The sequence below is a fragment of the Enterococcus sp. DIV0574 genome, from assembly GCF_051711125.1.
In the GTDB taxonomy this organism is placed as follows: Bacteria; Bacillota; Bacilli; order Lactobacillales; family Enterococcaceae; genus Enterococcus_D; species Enterococcus_D gallinarum.
This window is the reverse complement of sequence record NZ_JBIOMA010000001.1, coordinates 995,054-1,017,427: the sequence shown is the minus strand read 5'-3', so window position 1 is coordinate 1,017,427 and position 22,374 is coordinate 995,054. Positions and strand designations below refer to the sequence as shown.

The 22,374-nt window shown below is 40.9% G+C and carries 18 protein-coding genes; 4 read left to right on the top strand and 14 right to left on the bottom strand.

The window, feature by feature from the left end; genetic code table 11:
• Positions 1 to 110: 110 nt before the first annotated feature.
• From IGJ45_RS04930 to IGJ45_RS04920, 3 genes are read right to left on the bottom strand one after another with little or no spacing between them, the layout of a single operon-like run.
• On the bottom strand, positions 111 to 1,988 hold the full coding sequence (locus IGJ45_RS04930) for a SpaH/EbpB family LPXTG-anchored major pilin (RefSeq protein ID WP_171918049.1): 1,878 nt from the start codon (positions 1,986 to 1,988) through the stop codon (positions 111 to 113).
• Positions 1,985 to 3,400 (bottom strand): SpaH/EbpB family LPXTG-anchored major pilin, encoded by a 1,416-nt coding sequence (locus IGJ45_RS04925; protein WP_081131271.1) that lies wholly within the window; start codon positions 3,398 to 3,400, stop codon positions 1,985 to 1,987. The genes IGJ45_RS04930 and IGJ45_RS04925 overlap by 4 nt, the downstream gene beginning before the upstream one ends.
• Before the next feature lie 3 nt (positions 3,401 to 3,403).
• Positions 3,404 to 6,874 (bottom strand): vWA domain-containing protein, encoded by a 3,471-nt coding sequence (locus IGJ45_RS04920; protein ID WP_423121639.1) that lies wholly within the window; start codon positions 6,872 to 6,874, stop codon positions 3,404 to 3,406.
• Between the two features lie 249 nt (positions 6,875 to 7,123).
• On the opposite strand from IGJ45_RS04920, the gene IGJ45_RS04915 reads away from it, so the two are divergent.
• The gene (locus IGJ45_RS04915; RefSeq protein WP_423121640.1) at positions 7,124 to 8,557 is read left to right on the top strand and encodes a helix-turn-helix domain-containing protein; all 1,434 of its coding nucleotides are present in this window, start codon (positions 7,124 to 7,126) and stop codon (positions 8,555 to 8,557) included.
• Positions 8,558 to 8,832: 275 nt separating this feature from the next.
• Here IGJ45_RS04915 and IGJ45_RS04910 read toward each other — a convergent pair whose 3' ends face one another.
• Positions 8,833 to 9,810 carry a choloylglycine hydrolase family protein gene (locus IGJ45_RS04910; protein WP_423121641.1) on the bottom strand — a complete coding sequence of 326 codons (978 nt, stop codon included), beginning with the start codon at positions 9,808 to 9,810 and terminating at the stop codon, positions 8,833 to 8,835.
• A 253-nt stretch (positions 9,811 to 10,063) separates the two neighbouring features.
• Between IGJ45_RS04910 and IGJ45_RS04905 the strand changes: the two genes are divergently transcribed.
• A complete protein-coding gene (locus IGJ45_RS04905; protein WP_003127741.1) occupies positions 10,064 to 11,164 on the top strand; it encodes a mandelate racemase/muconate lactonizing enzyme family protein in 1,101 nt (366 codons plus the stop codon).
• Between the two features lie 65 nt (positions 11,165 to 11,229).
• On the opposite strand, the gene IGJ45_RS04900 is transcribed toward IGJ45_RS04905, so the two are convergent.
• Both IGJ45_RS04900 and IGJ45_RS04895 read right to left on the bottom strand, forming a co-directional pair.
• A complete protein-coding gene (locus IGJ45_RS04900) occupies positions 11,230 to 12,648 on the bottom strand; it encodes a glycoside hydrolase family 1 protein (RefSeq protein WP_081131268.1) in 1,419 nt (472 codons plus the stop codon).
• Positions 12,649 to 12,661: 13 nt separating this feature from the next.
• Positions 12,662 to 13,966, bottom strand: a complete 1,305-nt coding sequence (locus tag IGJ45_RS04895; protein WP_003127739.1) for a PTS sugar transporter subunit IIC — start codon at positions 13,964 to 13,966, stop codon at positions 12,662 to 12,664.
• 187 nt (positions 13,967 to 14,153) lie between these two features.
• Between IGJ45_RS04895 and IGJ45_RS04890 the strand changes: the two genes are divergently transcribed.
• Positions 14,154 to 14,855, top strand: coding sequence for a GntR family transcriptional regulator (locus IGJ45_RS04890; RefSeq protein ID WP_005471968.1), 702 nt, complete (start codon positions 14,154 to 14,156; stop codon positions 14,853 to 14,855).
• A gap of 184 nt (positions 14,856 to 15,039) precedes the next feature.
• On the opposite strand, the gene IGJ45_RS04885 is transcribed toward IGJ45_RS04890, so the two are convergent.
• Both IGJ45_RS04885 and IGJ45_RS04880 read right to left on the bottom strand, forming a co-directional pair.
• On the bottom strand, positions 15,040 to 15,924 hold the full coding sequence (locus IGJ45_RS04885; RefSeq protein WP_423121642.1) for a C40 family peptidase: 885 nt from the start codon (positions 15,922 to 15,924) through the stop codon (positions 15,040 to 15,042).
• Between the two features lie 56 nt (positions 15,925 to 15,980).
• Entirely contained in the window at positions 15,981 to 17,636 is a 1,656-nt protein-coding gene (locus IGJ45_RS04880; protein WP_257602838.1) for a peptide ABC transporter substrate-binding protein, read from the bottom strand.
• Between the two features lie 310 nt (positions 17,637 to 17,946).
• Between IGJ45_RS04880 and IGJ45_RS04875 the strand changes: the two genes are divergently transcribed.
• Positions 17,947 to 18,291 carry an antibiotic biosynthesis monooxygenase family protein gene (locus IGJ45_RS04875; protein ID WP_423121643.1) on the top strand — a complete coding sequence of 115 codons (345 nt, stop codon included), beginning with the start codon at positions 17,947 to 17,949 and terminating at the stop codon, positions 18,289 to 18,291.
• 114 nt (positions 18,292 to 18,405) lie between these two features.
• Here IGJ45_RS04875 and IGJ45_RS04870 read toward each other — a convergent pair whose 3' ends face one another.
• The 6 genes from IGJ45_RS04870 to IGJ45_RS04845 all read right to left on the bottom strand — a co-directional run bounded on the left by IGJ45_RS04870 (position 18,406) and on the right by IGJ45_RS04845 (position 22,359).
• A complete protein-coding gene (locus IGJ45_RS04870; RefSeq protein WP_081131266.1) occupies positions 18,406 to 19,170 on the bottom strand; it encodes a hypothetical protein in 765 nt (254 codons plus the stop codon).
• A 295-nt stretch (positions 19,171 to 19,465) separates the two neighbouring features.
• The gene (locus IGJ45_RS04865) at positions 19,466 to 19,693 is read right to left on the bottom strand and encodes a hypothetical protein (RefSeq protein WP_021149510.1); all 228 of its coding nucleotides are present in this window, start codon (positions 19,691 to 19,693) and stop codon (positions 19,466 to 19,468) included.
• 238 nt (positions 19,694 to 19,931) lie between these two features.
• Positions 19,932 to 20,393 carry a GAF domain-containing protein gene (locus IGJ45_RS04860; RefSeq protein ID WP_005471961.1) on the bottom strand — a complete coding sequence of 154 codons (462 nt, stop codon included), beginning with the start codon at positions 20,391 to 20,393 and terminating at the stop codon, positions 19,932 to 19,934.
• A gap of 184 nt (positions 20,394 to 20,577) precedes the next feature.
• A complete protein-coding gene (locus tag IGJ45_RS04855) occupies positions 20,578 to 21,216 on the bottom strand; it encodes an NAD(P)H-binding protein (protein ID WP_423121644.1) in 639 nt (212 codons plus the stop codon).
• Positions 21,217 to 21,346: 130 nt separating this feature from the next.
• On the bottom strand, positions 21,347 to 21,772 hold the full coding sequence (locus IGJ45_RS04850) for an Rrf2 family transcriptional regulator (protein WP_423121645.1): 426 nt from the start codon (positions 21,770 to 21,772) through the stop codon (positions 21,347 to 21,349).
• A 182-nt stretch (positions 21,773 to 21,954) separates the two neighbouring features.
• Positions 21,955 to 22,359, bottom strand: a complete 405-nt coding sequence (locus IGJ45_RS04845; RefSeq protein ID WP_003127723.1) for a PTS sugar transporter subunit IIA — start codon at positions 22,357 to 22,359, stop codon at positions 21,955 to 21,957.
• Positions 22,360 to 22,374 lie beyond the last annotated feature (15 nt).

Below are 22,374 nucleotides of genomic sequence, written 5' to 3'. Positions count from 1 at the left end.
GACCACGTCTGTTGCAACCTCCCGTTTTTATCTGACTAGGTCGAAATAGCTGAGATCTGCTTTTGAGGCTGCCAATTTTTCTAGAAGTGAAAATCTAGCAAAACAGAAACTCAACGAGTTTCTTTTCGTTTCATGAAATACAAACCCACAATGATCAAGATCAGCGTACCGCTGCCTAAATAAAGATAGATGCCTTTTCCGCCTGTAGAAGGCAATGTTCCTTTGTGTTTGTTAGGCACTTTTTCAGGAGCAACTAATTCTTCTGTGGTTCCGTAAGAATGCTCATCCACTGTAAATTGGATTCGATTTGTTAGTAATACATAATTTTCTGGCGCTGCAGTTTCTTCCAAATAATAGGAACCATATTTTAGTCCAGTAATGACGACTAGACCATCAGCTTGCGTCGTGAATGTTGTTGCATCTGCTTTGTTTGCCACCCAAGTCACTGTTTTCGCTGCTTCATCGACCTTCAAATAGTTTGCACCCTCACTATTTTGATCACGTACAACGAAAGAGGCACCTGCTAGAGCTTGCGTGGATGAAACATCCCCATCGACTTTGATAAATCGTTTCCCACCGGTGACGACTTCTACTGTTGGTGGCGTTTGGTCATTGGTATGACCATTATCAACATTGGCTTCGTTTTTAAAGCCTTTCGTTGGATCTGCTTTTTCATTTAGATGCATGAAGTAAACAAATTTTAATGTACCTCCTGGTGTTAAAGAAGGGATGAACGCTGGATCGACAGCGACGGTGAAGCCGTTTGTCTGTTCAGTTACTTGATAGTTTTCAGATGCGATCAGTGTATCACCATCATAAAGAGCATAGGCTGTATCTCCTGAAGGTGTATTGTCAAAGGTCAATGCATCATCATGGGTATCTACTAAGTTAAATTTGTTGTATTTATTGGCATTTCCTTCTTTATCAGCAATACCTAATGGAATATTGACCGCAATCTCGTACTTGATCTTTTCACCAATCGCTACATCTTTGCCGTTTAAATTAGGCGTTGTTTTTTCAACGTTTGATGTATCATTTTTAACGGTTTTTTCTACTGGGGTTTGATTATCCGCTTCAATAGTGAAGGGTGTCTTTGTTTGATCATCAATCAATTCAGCATTGTTCGGTGCTTTGACCTCTTCAAGCGTATAGGAACCCACTTCGAGATTCTTCACCGTTAGTTCACCAGTTTTCTCTTCAGATTCTGTAAAATCATCTTCGCCGATTCCATAGCTTTTACCAGTAATAAAATGCTTTGCTTGTCCTTTGTCGGTTGTCCAAGTGTGGAGACCATCTTTTACCCCTTGAATATACTTGGTCGTACTTGGGGAACCTTCATTTTTTGAGAGTACGAATTCTGCACCATTCAACGATTCATTTTCAGCAGTACCTCTTTTTTTCACATGTAATGCCCCATCATTTGAAACGATATTTTTGGGGTAAACATGAACCGTAGATAATTCTTCTGTCCCATAGTTATACGAGCCGTCTGATTGCTTGATCATCTCATAAACCGGGAAGGCAATGACCATATTGGCAGCAGCCGCTACCCCAGATTTTGGTTCTTCTTTGATGACGTAGACAGCATCTTTGTCGTTTTGTTTTTTCGGTACATTTACGGTAATATTGCCATCTGCATCTGTTATACCTTCAGCTATTGGCGAACCTGGGGTTAGACCTTGAACTGCTTGTTTTGCAGCTTCGACAGTTGCCCCGGCTGCTCGTTGCGCATAAAATTCTGACGTCACATTATAAATGCGGAAAGTGACATCTGCAAGACCTTGATATTGATCAAAATCACTCATCTCTTTCCCACTATTTTGAATGAGCGGATCCGGAAGATCGGTCATTTTCTTTTTATGAATGACGATTTGGGCATTGCTTGCATTTTCCTCAGCATAAGCTGCTGTACCCAACCCATTGATAAAAACAGGTAATGTTAGTAATAGCGTACTTAGTAAGTACCATACTTTTTTTGCTTGTTTCATTTTCTTTCTCCTCGTTTTTGTTTTTGGTCAATCAGCCCAGCAATGACAAAACCTATCAATGCTACACCGGCTAAGATCAATCCTGTTGCTTGTTGCTCATTAGTCTTTGGTAAAAAACCAGTATGTTTCTTGTTGATGATTGCCAGTGGGGTAGCTGCTTTTCCATTTGTTGTATAGGAATTTTTTTCAACCACAAACGGAATGGCTTTTTGATTAAGCAAGTAATTTTTTGGGGCTTGGATTTCTTCCAAGAAATAGTGGCCATCTTTTAACCCTTTGACGGAAAATTCTCCGGCTTGATCAGAAGTGAATCGTTTAGCTCCCGCTTTTTCTCTTTGCCATTGATAACCATGGGCTGATTCATGCAAATAGGCTCCCGTTTGATTTTTTACGACGAATACGGCATTTGCCAATGTTCGCTGCGGATCTTGACTATCTCTTTTGACGAACCGTTTCCCACCAGTCCGTATGTCAACTTTTTTGTTGATGGTATGTTTATCTGTCAGCAATTGCCCTTCATTTACGATCTCTGTGTCAGGCTCTGCATTCATTACTTTCATTTGGTAAGAGACTTGCAATTTTTGATTGGCAAATTTTTCTAGCTGCTGAATAGAGAAATCCAGGACAAAGCCATGATCCGTTGTTTGAAGTGTATATCCTGTCATAACGGATGTTCCTACTTTTACTGTGATCGTTTCTGGTAAGAGAAATAAGGTAGAATCTGCTGTATCCGATAGTTGGAATTGTTGGTAATCCAAGATATTTTCTGGGATATGTGTTGACAGCTGATAACCCACTCTCTCGCCATAGGTAAAATCAGAGGTTTTGGACTGCACTTCTTTTTCAAGAGGCGGCAAATCGTATGCCTTCTCTTCATTTTTTGGGTACAAATGAATCGTGGTCATTTGATTCCCTTTCTGATCAAGAACTGGCAAAACAACGACCAAGTTTCCGGCTTTCTCTTTCACGACATTAGGAGCCTCTGCTTCCACGAATAAATAGACCTTATCCCGCTGCTGGCTGTCCTTGGCTGCTAATGTGAAGCTAAGTAAACCATCTTCTCCTTGGATCTTCTCGGTCTTTCCTTCGGCAATCAGGGATCCGGCTGCAGGACCTTGCTCAGCCAACTTTCTTTGCGCAGCTTCCACCGATTCACCATCTTCCCGTAATTGATAGAAAGAATCGGTGACATCGTATACGTGATAGGTGACATCATTTAAACCGCGGTAAGCTTGAAGCAATGTACCTTCTCCGGAATTGATTTGTTCCTGGGGTAACTGCCCTTCAGGAAATAGTAACTTGTGTAACGTGATGCGAACATTCGCTTGCATTTCTCCTGCTGAAACTTGTTGGGAGAAACCTAGTAACACAACTAGAAAAATGCATACACTAAACCAACGCATGCTTTTCATCCGCTACCCCCTCCTTTCTAATCGCTGGAGGTATAAGTAGATGCCAGCGATGGCGATCGAACTAAAGGCGAGTAGATAAATCCCTAATCGACCACTTCCACCTGTTTCCGGCAGTGGAACTTTCGCCTGATTGGTCACATCTAGTGTAATCTGGTTGTTTTTTTCTCCAGCAACTAACACATCAGCGACTTCTTCGCCATCAATCTGTACTGAGCCATCTTCATTGATCACAATTTCAATTGGCTCTTTCAATCCTTGATACCCTTCTGGCGTATATGTTTCCGTCAAGACATATTTTCCCGGCTGTAACTGATCAAAGACAAACGTATCCGTCTCTTCTCCTGATCGTTCAATGTCTGTATTTGGACCCGTCAAACGGAATTCCGCCCCTTTTAATGGCGTCTGATCGTCGGCCTTTTTGTGGACGGTCAAGTCAAAGGCTTTTAATTGGTTTTGATGATTCAACGTCCATTCTTTACTTTGTTTATCCACATTTTTGCCGTCGTAGTGAATCTTTCCATATTTATCCACCGTAAATTCATAGTTGCCGGCGATCGTGTCATACCCCAATGGACCTGAATCTTCGACCATTCGGTATTGACCTGGCTGATCTAATATAAAATGGGCTACCCCTGAATCCGTTGTTTTTTCCGTAGCGATCGTTTGATAACGGTCTGAAGAATTTTTCTTTTGCAACGAAAATGTTGCCCCAGATAAATTTACTTCATTCCCGTCTTGCAGCGTATACTTGCGAATGCCGATTGGCAATTCTGAAAATTGATTAACCACGGTCAGTGTGATCACTTGTTCTTCTGTAGAAACCTCATCCCCATCGATTGTCACAATTCCCTCTGAAGTGACTTCGATTTGCCAAGTTGTTTTCCCACGTTCATGTCCAGCAGGAGCTTGCACTTCTGTGAGAGTATAGGTTTCACCTTTTTGCAGTCGGACATTTTGCGGCAAGGAGTAGCTGCCATCTTGATTATCGATCAATGTCGTACGGCCATTTTTGCCAGTTAATTCAAACACAGCACCTACCAGATTTTTTTCGCCAGCAGAAGAGTTTTTGATCACTTTAAGTGCTAATGGCTGAAACTGTTTCGTGTTTTTCCACGTTGTTTCATCTACTTTTTCTTGCTCATAACCGGGGACAGCTAGCTCTCGAGTCGTTTGATAGCTGAAATCTTGTCCCCGATTATTGTATTTGGGTAGACCTAAGGTTTCGGCATAGGCATCATCTGCTGACTTTGAAAGCTGTGTTACACTAGTGCGTTCCCATAAGCTTCCGGTATCATTTGACGGTTGCGAAATCTTGATATAGCCTGTTTGCCAATTTGTCGTATCTGAAACTTGTTTTCTGGTCACTTCATAGATAACATTTTCTGGGCGGCTGCTCGGATCATGATCATATTCTTCCCAAATTTTTTTGAAATCAAGCTTGACTCCTGGTGCTTTCCCCGATGGCACTCCAAAATCTACCACTTCATCTGCTGTTGCTACTGGTTGGAAGGTTGTTCTGCCATTCATCGGGTACCAGAAATCAGGTTTGAACGTTGCTGATTCTGTCTGGATCCTGACTTGATAATGGATCTGAATTTCTTGATCTTTCCCTAAATAAATTTCATCACTATGAACGGTGTTTCCTTCAAATGAGAGTGTGGGCATGGCTTGTACTTGAAGGGACCCGACACTTTTGACTGCTAATGTATTTGGTTCGTAACTAAACGGTTCAGCAATCGGATCGGTTACTTTGCCGTTTGCCACAGTTCCAGATATCTGAACCGCTTTTCTCGCGAGATAATCAGAAATATCCGGTGCATGATCGGCTGATTCATAGTAAAGATCACCATTCTCATCCGCAGACACCATTTGCCGCATCTTGTTTTCTACTTCTTGTTTGGATAATCCCGCATTAGTATCACTTTGCAGTTGAATGCCTAATCCATGAATTTCAATTCCTCGCTGCTTTAATGCCATTGCTTCACCAATGGTTGCGATAAACGTACTGTTGATCAATTTATTGGTATTTCTTTGGTCTGGAGCATAGTAGCTGTTAGAAATACGAGAAGTACTGCCCGGCTGGTCTTGTCTATTGGTAAATTGGGTGCCGTAATAGCTGCCATTCGTTTCTGTTTGAACTTTGCTGACTTGGTAGGAAAAAGTGGGAACACCATCTGTCAGTAGAACAATCACTTTTTTGTGTCCATTTGGTGTTGCCAACATGTTTCCGGCATCTCGCAGGGCTTTTTGCGTGAAGGTTCCCCCAGTAGTACTGCTTGGAGTAATCGTCTTAATGGCATTTTTGACCGAATCAAAGGGGCCCATCGCGACCGAATCATTCTTGTATCCATCACTTGAATACCCAACATAGCCCATATGAATGTTGTCTGTGATTCCACTTTCTGCTAGCGTATCTACAAATCGATCCACCCCTTTTTGGACCTCGCCAATTCGATTGTTGTCATTCATACTACCTGACCAGTCAACTACTAAAACCAAATCTAACGGTGCGATCTCCTTTTGGACATTTCCGCGAATATTTAGGTATACATCAAATAATCCAGGTGTCGTGGTCTCTTTGGCATACTTGCGAATGGCATAGTCTGCTTGGGAACCAGTCCCACCATATTCAATATAGGAATTGGTTTTGTTCGTTGGTTCCCCGTTCCATTCCGTTTGCCCATCCCATTGTGCAGCTCCGTCTTTGTTTCCTTGATGGTTGCGCACATTCTGATTCCCAGTCGGTTGCCAGCTTGCTGTCGGATAGGTTCCTGACGCATCTGTCGTATACTGAGGCAGGATTGCTTTATGACTGCGATCGAACACTGGATCAGAAGCAACGCTAGGGAGTGAAAAAGGATTTATCACTTCATCTGCAGCTGTTGATCTTTCAGATGCTTCAGATGCTTCAGATGCTTCAGGTCCTTCTGTTTCTCTGTTTTCTGTCAGCGTTTCGTTGGTATTTGATGGATTTATTGATTTTGACTCTTCGGATTCTGCTGAATGTGTATCTGTAGCAGCTGTTTCCTTTACAGCATCCGTTTCTGCTCTAGAAGTATTGTCCTGGGTGTCAGTCGGTTTTTCCTTTGTTGCCTGCGGCATGACAACAGAGACCTTTTGGATCTGACCTTCGTAAATTAATTCTGGTGCTTGCTCGGTCAAAAAAGAATTTTTCTCAACGGGCAGCGTCAGTTGAATGGTCTGATTTAGTTGAGGCTCTATTGTCAGATAGAGGGTATTGTGTTTAATTTGATAACCGTATCCCTCTTGTTTTTCTTCTACTTCTTTTAGCTTGGCATGATCCATTCTTATTTCTTTTTTTATGGGCTCATTTGTTTGATTCGTGAGTGCGACATCTAGTAATAGCTGTGGCTGCTCAGAATCATCTGATATGATTTTGGCAGATAGAATAGCTGCCCCATTAATAGTTTCTGCTCTAACGATTATGGATGTGAAATAGGAGCTAACCAGCATAAATACTGCTCCTAAAACCCACAACTTCCTCAGTATATTAATTTTCATTCTCCCCTTTCATTTGCGAACCAATAGCAAATCCCAATAGCCTGCATGCTGGAAATTTGTTATTCTAATCAGATACCTAAGTATACATAGAAGGGAAGAATCAAATCACACCAGCTTTCATACCAAGCGGTTTCATTATTGAGATTGCGTTATTGTTTCGTTGATTGTTTTATTAAAGTAAAGGACTTGGGAGGAAATGAAATGATTAGGTTTTTGGAGAAAAATTATCGGAAGATGGAAGAAATCATTCGTGTGTTATCCATTTCTGATAAGTGGATGACTAAAAAAGAACTTGCAAGACACATTGGTAGCAGCGAATCAACGTTTATCCGATATATTGAAGAGATCAAGCAACGCTGGGGAAATGTTTTAACCATCAAAACATCGCATAAATTAGGGTATCGTCTAGAGAATTTCAATGCTACATTGTATCTTCAAATACTCACAGATATGGCGAGAACTTCAACAACGACACAACTCCTTCATGAATTTATTCAACAGCCAGGCAAAACGATCGATTATTATTGTGAGGCAATCAATATCAGTCGATCATCTTTTGCACGAAAACTAAAACATTGCAATAAAGTGTTGGCTGCCTATTCACTTCGGGTCATTGTGGATCGCGGGTATCAGTTAACGAGTCAGGACGATGAGCTGTCTCTGCGGATATTTACGACCTACTTTTTTTTGATGTATTATGGCCATTGTGATTTGCCTTATCACTTTGATAAACAAGAACTAAAACAAGTGATGCGGCGCAATCACTGCATTTTGAATAGTATCAGCTTGGACAACAGCTATGAACATGACTTTTTCATTATGTATTTTATCGTTGATTTGTTAAGAGAGAGTCAAGGATTTCGGCAACGCCCTATCACCAAGATAGCCGTGAAAGCAAAAATCAGTAATGAAGACTATTCATTGATTAAACGCCATTTGAGTGGTATTAGTTTAGAGTCTTGCCAAACAGTCATTGACTACTTTCAAAAAGGGGCTTTCCAGCAATTTTATTCAGAGAATAGATCTGTGATCAGTGAGAAGATACGTGACAATTTGACCTTCAATACTTTTCTGCAGTTGGAACAAATCTCAGACGAGGTCGGCGACTTCGTTGTACACTTGCTGACTTGTCTTTATTCCTATGCGCAATTACTGCCCTTTGATACGACAGAGCTGACACAGCGTGCCACTTTTTTTACAAGACATATCAAATTTACACAGCGTCAATTGTATGCACGACTCAAAGCAGAACTGCATTTTTTTTCTGAATTGTTGGAAACGAATCTGATCAGTTATTTGTCTTCTTATGTATTCTGGTTATTGACTTCTTTTCCGGAGATCAATCAGACTTTGGTGTCAAAAAAGATCTTAGTGATCAGCGATATGGGGATCAATCACAGTCAATACATCAGTTACTATGTTCAAGATATTCTTGATCTGCATAAAATTCGTTCAGATATCCTGCCCATTAATGGTGAGCAATTAGGTAACTATGACTTGGAATCCTTTGATTTGATCATCACGAATCAGCCGATTTCTGAAACAAAAGTTCCCAGTGTTGTTATCAATGATGCCTTACTATTTTCAAATAAAAAAAAATTACTGGACTTATTGTATTTCAAAGATTTTTTTTAATATCTGAAAGTAAAAAAATTATTTCTTGTTTTCTTCTCGTAGTTTCAATGAACGATTATCATAAGAATACGCTTTTCCTTTGAACCGTTTTTTTCAGCATCAGAATAGATAAACTCCCCAGCTACCTACTACAAAAATTTCGACGGCAAATCACACGAAAAAAAGATCTGCGGTAATGACACACCGCGGATCTTTTAATTGGAGAGATGACTCTTCGTTAAACTGAGTTATTTTCTACTTATCTATCTTTGCATCGACCGTTGTGTGGCCGATTATTACACCATCGTTTTTGTTGTGAAACTCTTGGCAACCGCAAAAATCCGGGGCTGTTTCAATTGTAACCACTCTTTCTTCAATTCCAATGAAAAAACTTCTTGGGTTTCATAAGGATTGAAATAGTAAGTACCATTTGTGACATTATAGACCACTCGATACTGAGTATACTCAGATTGACCATTATCTTCGACCATCAGTCCTTTGGGGATCGTGGCATTATTTAAGAGATGGAACATGGCATTGACTGTTTCTTCGGCAGTCTCTCCTACATTCACAAACTGTTTGTGATAAACGGTTCGAACAAATCGTTCAGGGGAAGTCAATCCGCCCGGTAAAATAGATGTTCCATTTCCAAGACCAAAGGGGAGCACCTCTACTCCATTGACTGTTGCGGGAGGAAAATTAGCAGGTCTCGCAGCTAAATAGTTGCCAATATTTTTTACATGCCACTCCAATTCTGGACTGTTAGTCATCACGCCGATTGGATTTTCTTTTATTTCGATAAAACCACGATTGGTTTCAATGACAACACATCTTCCGGTAGTATCCGTTACAATAAAATGCAATGGGACTGTGATACCTAGTAGCGCCGTTTCTATCTGTACTAGATTGATCCTGCTGATTTTTTGGTACAAATCAGGGATGTCTGCTACGTTTCCTAATACCCAATGTAACAATTCATGGGGTGCAAGGTTTATTTTCTCCGCTGTGTATTCGCAATAAACAGCTTCATTCGAAAAGTAGAGTTCAGCAATCGTTAGTCCCTTCTCATTGACCCCATCAATAAAAAGAAATTCTTCTAACTGTTTGCCCGTTCCAACAAAGCCATAGGTATTGGTGACCTGTCCCTCTAGTTGTAAAGACCATTGATACCCCCGTGGCATGACGATTGGTTCGCCGTCTAGCAAAAATGCAAAGTCCATCGTCCGAGCAAAAAAAGTCTGTCCATGAGCAGTCAGCGTGAAACTTGTACACATATATGTGATCTCCTTTTTGTTCATCATAGCTTGGGTTGCGCAGAAGTTCAACTATTTCAGCGTGCTCCCACCAAGAAATTTGACTCCTTTTCAGATCGGAATCACTTGGTTAAAGGTCGCTGGAAAAACAGGATTATTACAATAATAGAAAGAGATTGACAACTCAAACACAAATGAAAACGCTTGAATTCTTACCACGTGGATGTTAAGATAATAATGCACACGTTAACATTATTGGAAAAGGAGGAATTTTATGTCCACGATCACAGAAATCCAAACTTCCTACTATCGGATTCCCTTACCAGAATTAATGGAAGATGCCAAACACGGATTACACACTCACTTTGAGGTGCCAATCGTCAAAGTGCGCACGGATGACGGTAGAGAAGGTATCGGTTATACGTATACGGGTGGTTTCGGAGGAGAGTCGATCGCTAAATTGATCGACAAAGAACTGAAACATATCCTGCTAGGAAAAGATCCTGCTTGTGTGGAAGCTCTTTGGGAACAGATGAATTGGGGCATCCATTACATTGCCCGAGGAGGTCTAGCAAGCTTTGCCATTGCCGCCTGTGATATTGCCCTTTGGGATCTGCGCGCAAAAAAAGCACGAGAACCATTATATAAACTTTTGGGAGGACACAGCAATAAAGTAAACTGCTATGGCGGTGCCATTGACTTGAATTTTCCATTAGAAAAATTATTAGCCAACAATCAAAAATATTTGGATATGGGATTACGGGCTGTCAAAATCAAGTTAGGGCAAGCAACACTGGCGGAAGATATCGCCCGCATCAAAGCCGTTCGTAAATTGATCGGTCCCGATATTACCTTTATGGTGGATGCCAATATGAGCTGGTCCGTTGAACAAGCCGTCAAAGCCGCTAAATTGATGGCGCCTTTTGATATTCTCTTTTTGGAAGAGCCAACGATTCCCGAAGACTACGAAGGATATGCTCGAATCGCTAAAGAAGGTCAAATAGCAGTTGCTGGCGGAGAAAATTTACGAACACCAATTGAATTTGCTCATATGTTATCTTATGGTCAAGTCGATTTTCCTCAACCGGATGCCTCGAATTGTGGAGGGATCACTGGCTGGCTGAAAATTGCGGCATTGACACAGTTGCATAATGTCAGTATCTCGACTCACGGCATGCAAGAGCTTCATGTCAGTCTGCTGGCTGCCATGCCTAATGCCGGATACCTAGAGATGCATAGTTTCCCGATCGATCAATACACCACTCGCCCTCTGATGATTGATCCAGAGGATGGAATGGCTATCGCGCCAGAAGAACCGGGAATTGGTGTGACCTTTGACTGGGACAAATTAGCCCCTCATCAATTGGATTTTTAAGCAATATACACAAGGAGCTGTGACAAAAGATTTGTCACAGCTTCTCTAATCTTAATGTACTTAGTTTAAAGAATAAGCGGCAATTCCTCATAGGACAAGCGACGTTCATCAATTAATTCTCGATACCAATAGGCTGATTTTTTCAAAGAACGGGTACGGGCAGCATTTCTTTCGATCCGCACCAGCCCATAGCGGTTTTTAAAGGCATTCATCGGTGAGATACAGTCGGTAAAAGCCCAGAGCATATAACCCTCGCAATTCGCCCCTTCTTCCACTGCTTTTAAAAGCCAATAAAGATGTTGGGAAATGAATTGGATCCGATAGTCATCTACTACCTGACCATTCTCATCCATGAACGCCTCTTCATTCTCCCGACCCATGCCATTTTCTGTGATCAGCCAAGGAATGTTGCCGTAATTTTCTTTGAGGTAGTTTGCCATGTCATACATGACTTTCGGATAGATTTCCCACCCTCTAGAACGATTCATTTGTTTGCCAGGAAGATCAAAGTTCTCATAGAATCGCTCCGGATGAAACGGTGTTTCAGCATTCCACTGATAATAAGGTGCCCGCACACGCTTTGGATAGTATTGATTGATTCCTAAAAAATCAACCGTATGTTGTTGGATCACTTCTAAGTCTTCTTTTGCAGGATCAAAATAAATATTATGCTCTTTACATAATGCAATCAGTTCTTCGGGATAAATGCCTTTAATCATCGGATCAAAAAAGACTCGGTTGAAGAAAAGATCGTACATTTTTTTCGCTTGCTGATCTTCTTTCGAAGAAGAACGAGCATACACCATTTCAGGATTCAATACGCAGCCGATTCTGCCTTGATAGCCTTTTTCATGATATGTTTTTATCGCTAATGCAGAAGCTAATGTTTTATGATAATTCCATTGCATCCATTTCTTCGTATTTTGTTCATGGGGCCAGCGAATCGCATCAAGATAGCAACGGGTCTGGATCACGATAGGTTCATTGAAAGTGAACCAGTGCTTGACCCGATCACCATAACGTTCAAAGGCGATTGCTGCATACTTGCTATACAATTCGACAACATACCGAGAACTCCAGCCATCATACGTGTCTAATAAGTAAGCAGGTAATTCATAGTGTTCCAGACACAACATGGGTTCTACTCCTGCAGCAATCAATGCATTGATCACCGCATCGATATGGGCTGCATATTCTTCATCGACGATCAACTTCTCATAGTCGGTAAAAAAGCGTGCCCAATTGATGGATGTGCGATAATGTGTCAGATGAATCTCTTTCATCAGCTCAATGTCTTCACCATACTGTTCCATGAAGTTCGTTGCAACGGCCGGTCCATAGCCTTCATGCCAGACAAAACGCTCTTGTTGATACCATTGATCCAAGAAAGAATCCTGACCCGCTTTTTTTCCTTGCCAGCCTTCTGTCTGCCAAGCAGAAGAAGCGGCCCCTAAGATAAATGTTTCTGGTATTTCAATTAACATAAGCCTCTCCTTTTTATGCCACTTCGTTCGTTGAACGATTCATTACGATAACGAATGGCAAATAAATAATGATCGATAATAAAATACAGATGATTTGTGTGACCACTGCACCGATGTCTCCTGCTGTAGCTAAGTAGGCATTGACGATTGGCGGCATTGGCCACGGTACCATCACAACCGCTTTTGCTGCAAAACCGATGGATGTAGCAATATAACCCACCGTGCCGGTAATAATCGGGGTCAGAATAAATGGAATCGCCAAGATCGGGTTCAGCATGATCGGCATACCGAAAATAACAGGTTCATTGATATTGAAAATGCCTGGTGCTAAGGACAGCTTCGTGATTTGACGCATATCTTCACGCTTGCCTGCAATCAAGATAGCAATCAGCAAGCCAATGGTGACACCTGATCCTCCCATACTCATATACATATCCCAGAATGGCATCGTAATGATGTTAGGCACTTCTTTTCCTGCCTCAAAGGCTTCTGTATTCACGGCGATAGCCGCTAGCAGTAATGGTTCACGAATTGGTTTGACCATCTGATTGCCGTGGATACCAATGACCCAGAAAACTTGTGCAATAAACATCAACAACAAGATACCAGGCAGACCTTGTACTATCCCTTCTAATGGTTTTTGCACAATATTATAAATGATATCGTAAGCATACATTCCTGTGATGGCTTTGATAGCAAAGCCAACTGTCGCAATGATCGTTACTGTTAATATTGTAGGGAAAAGCGCCGAGAAACTTGCTGAGACATTGGCAGGAACACTTTCCGGCATCTTGATTTGCAATCTTTTTTGGCGGCAAAGCCAGGCATAAAGTTCAATTGATAGGATTGCCACGAACATGCCCAAGAATAAACCTTTCGTATCTGTATATTGTTTCGCTAAAACATTCTCGGCAATAACAGTAGCATCTTCATGTAAGAATTCAAAAACCATCGGATTGACCGATAAGTAAGACATCACTGCAATGATCCCAGGGAAAACACCATCGATTTTGTTCAGTTTTGCCAGTTCGATCCCAATTAAAAAAACAGCATAAATCGTTAGAAAACTAAGTGTTACATAACTGACTGCCGAAGAGATCGGCTTTAGATTTTCTAAAAAGCTGAGCGCATCAATTTTTGCTAAGCCGTTCTCCGAATCAAAAACCATTGCTGAAAATAAGGTCCCAAAGGCACCTGTGATAATGACTGGTATCAAAGCGGCAAAAGCGTTCTTAATTACCATGATGTACCGCCAACTATTGATTCTCGTAGCAACTTTACCTAAGCCATTTGCCAATCGATCCATAAACCCTTCCATTTTTACTCCTCCTAACTCCTCTTTGATTAACCAAAATAAACAAACCAAATGCAACCGATTACAATCTCAATTTACTGGATTTTTTTCATTCTGTAAATCGTCGAAAGAAGCAAAAAGCTGAGTATGTAAACGTCGAGGTTTACATACTCAGCAAAATCGATTATGCTTCAAAAAAGGAGGAAATGATTTGGCTTACTATCATGATATTGCAGCAGATATTCGTACACAAATCAGTCATGGAAAGTATGAGAAGAATCAGAAGCTGCCTAAACAAACTGAATTAGCCATTACGTATAAAACTAGCCGAGTAACCATTCAAAAGGCGTTGAATTTGTTGCAAGTAGAGGGAATCATCTATGCCAAAAAAGGCACTGGCACTTTTGTCAGTGAAGCCTATTCTACCTTCGATTATAACGCCCGAGTGAACCGCGGATTAACCAAGCGCTTAGGAAAGACTGGCAAACTCACAAGCAGAATCATTTCCTTTGATACGCTTTTGGCTGATGAGCAAGAACAATCAAAATTGAGACTTGGTAAAGAAGATCGAATTTATGATATTGTTCGTTTGCGATTATTGGATGACGTCCCGGTCGCGCTGGAATATACCATTATGCCAGTCGCAGTGATTCCCGGCATCACCGAAGAGGTTCTCAAAGCTTCCGTTTATGAATATATTTCCAATACATTGCACTTACCGATTGGCACATCGATTCGAAGGATCAAAGCCGACCGTCCAGATATCTATGACCAGCAGCATTTGATTTGTTCCCCCAATGACCCCATTTTAGAAGTCGAGCAAACGGTTTACTTAGAAAATGGGATACCTTTTGAATTTTCACAATCCCGGCATCGATACGATATGGGTGACTTTATTGTCGCTAATAACTGATCTCTTTTTTTGATCGGTCAAAAAGCCCGCCATTTCTTGCTGCATTCTGCAAAAATGGTGGGCTTTCCTCGGTTACTGCTATTTTTTTGTTTCTATCACTTGCGATTTCTACCTGATTCTTTCTTATTGCGGCTGTTTCTAGTACTTGCGATTTCTACCTCATTCTTTCTTATTGCGGCTGTTTCTAGTCGATATACCGAGTGACAACTGCTAATTCCGGCTCATAAGCAGAACCAGTGATCTTTGTTTTCATGACTTTGGAGCCTGGGGTCTGTGAGTGGATCATCTCGTCTGCACCTAAATAAAGACCGACGTGATGGACTTTTCCTTTTCCCTCTTCATATGCGAACAACAATAGATCACCTGGCTGCGCCTGTTCATAGGATCGCTGCACACCCGCTTGCGCTTGTTCAATGGTATCCCGAGGAATCAAAATACCATTGACCCGATGCAAACTATACATAAACCCTGAGCAGTCAAAGCCACTGCTGCTGATCCCTGCCCATACATAAGGCAAATCCAGAAATTGTTCTGCCATCTCGATCAATTGTCGGGGAGTTGTTGAGTTTCCTTGATCGATTCGTTGGGCTTGTGTTTTAGAAATTTCAGCTGGTCCTTCAGGTGTCATCACATGATACCACTCAGCGTCCTCAAAAAGCCAATCCAGCAGTGTTCCGAAAGAAAGGATTCTTTGATGATCTTTGAATTGCAGGACAGCAGTTGGTTTGATTACTGCTACCTTCTGATTTTTCCCCAATCCATATTTCTCGTCTATGACAGTCAATACGTTGCTAGGAACATACCCTGGGTAGCCTCGAAGATTTTTATTACTTGCTTGGTCTAAGACAATGATTTCTGCCCATTCTTCTTTTTCTTGAACGACTTCGACAACGGTCCCATAAAGAATCTCTGAATCAACCAAGTCCTCTTCATAGAGAGTCATTGCATCTGCTGCTGATAAAAACGAATGGACTGCTTCTAAAGGTTGCGCATTGATTTTTGTTAAAACTGCATTTTGCTGCGGCTGTTTCCATAAAAAAGTCATAGCTGCTTGGACTGCTTTTTTCACTAGGTTCTCCTTTGCTGATTTATTGATCATTCTCTTCTAACTTACTGCTTGTTTCTTTACTCTAGGGAAACATTCTTGTAGTCATAGGCTGCACCGACACTATGGACCACTAAGCCTTTGATTTTAGGGGAACGTAAATGAGCCTCTGCGCTTTGAAATAATGGAATCACGCCCAATTTTTCATTCAAAATCTGCTCAGCTTCCACCATATTTTGCCAACGTGCTTGAGGATCGTTGGCATATGCATCGGATGCTTCTGAAATCAAGTTATCATAGGTATCATCTAACCATTTTCCGCGATTGTATGAACTATCTTTTTTGAAAAGTTCCAAGAAATTGATCGGATCTGCATAATCACCGATCCAATTGTTCATGACCATTTCGAAATCTCCGCTATTGGAACGATCTAATCGCACAGAAAAAGGAACATTGGTCACTTCTACAGTCAATCCTTCAAGGGTCTGTTGAAGCGTTCCTTGAATGTATTCGGCTAATTTTTTTGATTGATCGGTATCTGAGGTGAGTAATTCAAAGGTGAGGGTATCTTTTCTTAGTTCGGATTTTGCTTGCTCCCACAATTTCTTGGCTTGTTCTTCATCATAAGGCAGCGAAGTCCCTGCATCTTTAACAAAATCTGTTTTCGTTTCAGGATTAAAGGCTAGATCAGAAGGAACAAATCCAACAGCTGGAAGTGACCCATTACCTAAAATCTGATCAACGATTTGCTGACGATTAAGGCTATAGGAAATTGCTTGCCGCAACTTTTCATTCCGAAACGGTGAGTCCTCCGCTGCTTGATTCATTTCTAAATACTGGGTCGTCGCGCTCGGTTGAACAACATAATCCTTGTGATTTACATTTTGCATCGCCAGTTCTCCACTCAATGTGATGTCATCTGCTTGCCCGCTTTCATACAAATTATAGCTAGTTGAAGATTCTTTGACGACATCAAACTGAACTCCGGATAACTTCACTGACTCTGCATCCCAATACTCAGGATTTTTCTTGAGTGTCCATTGAATATCTGTACCTGGACCATCATAATCCTCCAATGTGAAAGGACCATTGTAGACTGCATTCGCACTTGTTAAGGCATATTGATCCCCATGTTCTTGAACAACCGCTTCACTCTGCGGGAAAAAAGTAGGAAAAGCGAGTAAAGATTTAAAATAAGGCGTTGCTTTTTCCAATGTAATCTTCAATTCATGACTCGTGACGGCTTCGATCCCTAGTTCACTTTTATCCTTCGTTCCATCGGAAATAGCTGCAGCATTTTTGACTGGTGCTAGCATGTAGGCATAGTTGGAGGCGGTAGCAGGATCAACCGTTCGTTGCCAGCTAAAGACATAATCCTCTGCTGTGACAGGTTCCCCATTGGACCATTTGGCATCTTCTCGTAATTTGATCGTGTACACCACCCCATCTTCACTGACCATTGCGTCTTCACTCGCACCGGCAATCACGGGTTCATTGTTTTCATCGAGGCGATAAAGTCCTTCATAGGCATTGTTCAAGGTAATAAAACTGTAAGAATCGGTTGCTAACGACAAATCGGCGCTCCCCATTTCAGCAGAAAACTGAACATTCAGCATTGGCTGATTGGCATTTGCTGACTTGGTTGAATCTGTGGTTTTCGATGACGGCTGTTGACAGGCTGCTAGAAAAAAGCTACAAACGATGAGTGATCCGATAACTCTTGCTTTGGTTGTCATTCTTGACGCCTCCTATTTTTCAGATAATTCTAAAAATTCTGTTTTGTTAAGTGAAGTTTACCGTGATTCGAATCTTTCTGTCAAATTCCCTTACTTGAAAGAATCTTCAAAGATACCTAGAGAAAGGTCCTATGGAGAGATCTTTCCTAGCTGTTCTTAGGTAGGAAAGAAACATCTTTTTTCACTAAGCAAGTATTTTCTAAGAAAAATACCGACCTAATTGACAATCATTCTCAATTACAGCTATACTAATTGGAAAATGATGATGCAAAGTCAAATCGTGCATTTACCACAAAAAGGAGTGTTGGTCATGTATATCAAAACTGTGACATTTGAAGTTTTAGCAGAAGCAAAAGAAACATTTTCAGAAAAGATCCGCAAAGATATCGCCTCGATGAAAACGTTTGAAGGCTGTCTCCAATCTGAATGTTGGATCAACGAAAAAAAAGCATCAGTCGATTTTCAACTCGTCTCAAAATGGCAAGAAAAGAAACATTTCCAAGCCTGGCTAAAGCGGCCCGAACACTTGCAAAAACACAGTGAAGCTTATCGTGCAGAAAAAGAAGGAAACGGAAAACCTTCCGTAGTAATAAACAAGAGTGGACAAGATTATTCCTTATTTGACGACTCACTTGTATCTTTCAGCAAGAACTGAGTTGAAACTTATTTCAAGAAAGTTCAGCTAAAAAAGAAGGGCAGCGCTTGCCGATGAGAATCCATTTCATCTGACAAGCGTTGTCCTTCGACTGCGTATCGCGTATTTGTCGTGTCAGCCCACCACGGTTAGTTCGTGGAGTGTCTGCCCGGATGGGTCTTTTAACTGCAACCAACCATTGGTTCCTCCGTAGTAAAGAAACAGACCAACCTCATTGACACTTTTTAAAATAACTTCTTCTATCGTGCAATGATCCTTAATCGCTGCTTGATGATCTTGGCGGATTTTTTCTCCTAAGCGAGCAGAAAATCCCAAGGAACCGTCTTTATTATATGGAATTTCTTCGGCTAATTTTGCCCCTTTTTCGATTCGCATTTCATTGCGCTTTTGCCAATAAACAGTTGCCTGACTTCCTTGATAGTCAATATAGAAAGGTCGATCCTGCAATTCTTTTTTCCATTGATGCCTTGCTTTTGTTTTTTTCACTGGATCAAGGGAAGTGGTATTTTGGTAATAGCCAAGTTTATCTAACAATAAGTCAAAATTTTTTGCGCAAGTTGCAATGAGCTCACTTTGCTCACCTGGGATCGCTTCACTTTTTTTCTTCAACAAACCATACTTCTCCTGATAATAATGTGCAAGGTAAGGTGCCTGGATTTCCCAGCTAGGAGTAATACTAATGATTCGATCATGGGGCTGAGTCAAGTCCAGCAATGTATCCGTTGTAATAGCTGTTACCGCATGATTCTTAACAAGAAAAAACACAGTATTATCAAGCTGTGTCACACGATCATGATCTGCAATTTGTAATAAACCTTGTTCATTGGGAAGCTTAAACAGTAACTCCTCTTCTTCTAAGATCACTAATTCAGCTCTCATAACATTCTCCTCCAGGCGTACGATTTTAATTTATTGTACCATCATTAAGTCTTTATTGAAATTTATTGGCCGCCTAACAGTTTATCGCAGCATACAAAAAACGATGATAGCAGAAAATAGGAGCCTTAACTATTAGGCAAGTATTCTGCCCTTGAAAGTTACTGTCCCAGACAGCAAAGGATACTCTTTGCTGAAAAAATTTGGCTAACATCGTAAACATTATTGATTAAATTGTTATTTTTAATTGTTGAGCTCATTATTTTCCTGTTTTTAAACAATAAGCTTCTGTCTTTTTTTAACTAAAAAAACATTCGACTAAAGCTGGTCCATAGATTTCATTATACCGAGCAACGACTCTTCCACATCGTTCCTCGATTTCGTCATGATCAATGCCATCATATCTTACGACACTCATCACCACACAATTTTCCATTTTTCGGATTACCTCACCGATGATCCTCCTTTGCATACCTACCGGTTTACATTCATACGCTTTTCCTAAAACAATGTTATCACAATTCATAATTTCCACCTTCAAATTTAATTTTTCTAATTATGTTATCATAATATCATCGTTTTTTAATAATTAAAAGTAATACGCATTGATTCGCACAAAAAACCAGTACAGACAAAAAAACCAAACGAATAGAAGTTGCCTCAGAAACAAGCCGGCAATTCAGCAACTTCAAGAACTAAAGTTGCGCTTTCTATCGTTTGGGTATTTCTTTTGTACCAGCGAACACGATTCGCTGCTCGTTTTATCAATTACGCCGTGCAGCTACTAGCGAAGCGGCAAATTTTTCTAAGAAAAGTTGATCGATCTCGTCATAACTACTTGTTTTCGAACTATCGATATCTAATACTCCGATCAGTTGGTCATTGTCCAGCATTGGCACAACGATTTCTGACATTGCTGCCGAGTCACAAGATATGTAGTTCTCATGTTCTTTGACATTATCGACGATCATAGTCTTTTTCTCAGCAGCGGACTCCCCGCAGACCCCTTTTCCTAACTGGATGCGGGTACAAGACACGCGACCTTGGAAAGGACCTAGAATCAATTCGCCTTCTTGAAACAGATAATAGCCGGCAAAGACCGTATCTGGTAACGTTTCATTCAGCAATGCGGAAGAATTAGCCAGATTCGCTAACCAGTTACTCTCCGCTTCTAACAATCCTTTTAACTGAAGGAGCATCAGCTCGTATGCTTCTTTTTTCTCCATATCCATCACCTCTGCTATTGATTATAAGCAACTCGCAGAGTTTTGTCTTGGTAGAATTCTTGAATTTCGAAAACTCTTTCTTCTAAAATGGTTTCTTTCCTGTTTTCTTGGAAGAAACATTATGAAAGCATTACTGTTCTTTCCGCTCCTTTGCTCCTCAAGACCATCCCGATCGTCAAAAAAATCAGGCATCAATAACTGTAAATCTTGTTTGTTGATATTGAGGGACTTCTAACTCATCCAAAATAGCTTTTGCCAATGTTCCGCTAGATGTGACAGATTGTCCGGCATCATTTTGAAGCAAGTGATCTTTTCCTAAAATAGCCGGTTTAGCTTCCCCAGCTTGGAAAAGGTTCCCTGGAGAAATTCCTACCCAATCAACATTTTTAACAGTTAATAAAAAATTGTACTCGTCTAATTGATTTTCTGGAATCGCGATCCAGCTTTCACTATCAGGTGCTTTTTTCAAGTCATTAACATTCAAGTCGCCAGAATCATTCAGTAAACTACCCGCCCCTAAAATGAAGAACAATCTAGTTTTCTTTCCACGGAAAAGATGGATCAAACGGGCTGCTAAGTCGACATGTAGATAGGCTTGATCAGGGCTAGTAGCAAACGCATCAATGATAGCATCAAAACCTTCCAACTCGCCTCTTTTCAATTCAAACGCGTCTTTGGTTATTGTTTTGACAGAATTCCCAAACATTTCCTTTGCTTTTTCTTCATTGCGTACGATAGCTACGACTTCATGTCCTCGTGCGCTTGCTTCCCGATAAATCGCTGAACCAGCATTTCCTGTTGCACCAATAATTCCAATTTTCATTGCTCTCTTCCTTTCATCTTTAAACTTGTACATGTAGAAAAACACATGTAACTTTTAAGGTTACATGTTGATTATAAAAAGAAAGCTCCTTTTCGTCAAGCATTTGCTTTTGAAACGGAGCTGTCTCTCTTCATTTTTCAGCAGCCACATTGAGTTTATCTATGATATCTGCTAGTGTGATCTGTTGCATCTCTAACTCAATTTTTTTTTGCAGACGCTCATAGGTCTCATCTAGAACTTCCTGAATGCTACCGCCAATCAAACAATTAGGATTGGTTTTTTTGTCAATATGCAACAATCGTTGGTCCTTTTCAACACTTGAATAAATGTCTAGCAAAGTGATCTCTTCGGATTTTTTTAGTAATTTAGGTTCAGCTTTTCCCCGTTGACTCTCAATCAAGCCAGCTGTTCGCAAATCACTCATGATTCGGCGGACATAGGCTGGATTGGTCTCGACACTTTGAGCAATTCGATCACTGGATAGATCGGTTCCCTTCAACATTTCAATATAGGCCAGAATATGAATGGCATCGCTGTATTTCGTTGAGTACTTCATCCCTTTGATGTCCCTTCAAAAATATACTTTTAGTTATCATACCTTTTTTTAGGGAATTGTTCAAAGAGTTGGGGCTTTTCAGCGCTTTTTGTCGTTTGGTTAAGGCAAATAGGTGATAGGTAAGAAGTACAGCTAATGCCGGTTTTTCTTTGCTGATCAACTTCTAATGTCTTTGTCTCTGCTTAATCTTCTTCAAAATCTGCTACTGCAGTGAGAAGCGTGTTGACATGTTGGATATTCTCTTTACCAAATTGTTCATAATCCAATGGATCTCCTGTCAATGTGCGGTTGAGGAAGCCAATCACCATCGGCATATTCATTCCTGCATACAGCTCAAATGTCGCACCTTCCATGATTAACCGAGAAGCCGCATTGCATGGGGTTCCTCCTAGCAGATCAGCAAAGACCACAGGGTTTTGACTGTCAGCGATGACAGCTGCTAGTTTTTGGCGAAAATCATCGGCACCTTCTTCTGGTAATAATGGGACTGTCTGGATCTCTGACTGAGGCCCCATGATCATTTCTGTACTTTTTTTCAATTCTTCACAAAACCGGCCATGACTAATCAAGACTAATTGCTTTTCCATCAACTTCCTACCTAC

Coding starts and splice junctions, on each gene's coding strand:
- IGJ45_RS04905 (WP_003127741.1), top strand. CDS start 10,064: ATGTCCACGATCACAGAAATCCAAACTTCCTACTATCGGATTCCCTTA.
- IGJ45_RS04880 (WP_257602838.1), bottom strand. CDS start 17,636: ATGACAACCAAAGCAAGAGTTATCGGATCACTCATCGTTTGTAGCTTT.
- IGJ45_RS04850 (WP_423121645.1), bottom strand. CDS start 21,772: ATGAAGTACTCAACGAAATACAGCGATGCCATTCATATTCTGGCCTAT.
- IGJ45_RS04900 (WP_081131268.1), bottom strand. CDS start 12,648: ATGTTAATTGAAATACCAGAAACATTTATCTTAGGGGCCGCTTCTTCT.
- IGJ45_RS04895 (WP_003127739.1), bottom strand. CDS start 13,966: ATGGAAGGGTTTATGGATCGATTGGCAAATGGCTTAGGTAAAGTTGCT.
- IGJ45_RS04920 (WP_423121639.1), bottom strand. CDS start 6,874: ATGCTGGTTAGCTCCTATTTCACATCCATAATCGTTAGAGCAGAAACT.
- IGJ45_RS04925 (WP_081131271.1), bottom strand. CDS start 3,400: ATGAAAAGCATGCGTTGGTTTAGTGTATGCATTTTTCTAGTTGTGTTA.
- IGJ45_RS04845 (WP_003127723.1), bottom strand. CDS start 22,359: ATGGAAAAGCAATTAGTCTTGATTAGTCATGGCCGGTTTTGTGAAGAA.
- IGJ45_RS04910 (WP_423121641.1), bottom strand. CDS start 9,810: ATGTGTACAAGTTTCACGCTGACTGCTCATGGACAGACTTTTTTTGCT.
- IGJ45_RS04860 (WP_005471961.1), bottom strand. CDS start 20,393: ATGGAGAAAAAAGAAGCATACGAGCTGATGCTCCTTCAGTTAAAAGGA.
- IGJ45_RS04870 (WP_081131266.1), bottom strand. CDS start 19,170: ATGAGAGCTGAATTAGTGATCTTAGAAGAAGAGGAGTTACTGTTTAAG.
- IGJ45_RS04875 (WP_423121643.1), top strand. CDS start 17,947: ATGTATATCAAAACTGTGACATTTGAAGTTTTAGCAGAAGCAAAAGAA.
- IGJ45_RS04855 (WP_423121644.1), bottom strand. CDS start 21,216: ATGAAAATTGGAATTATTGGTGCAACAGGAAATGCTGGTTCAGCGATT.
- IGJ45_RS04930 (WP_171918049.1), bottom strand. CDS start 1,988: ATGAAACAAGCAAAAAAAGTATGGTACTTACTAAGTACGCTATTACTA.
- IGJ45_RS04915 (WP_423121640.1), top strand. CDS start 7,124: ATGATTAGGTTTTTGGAGAAAAATTATCGGAAGATGGAAGAAATCATT.
- IGJ45_RS04865 (WP_021149510.1), bottom strand. CDS start 19,693: ATGAATTGTGATAACATTGTTTTAGGAAAAGCGTATGAATGTAAACCG.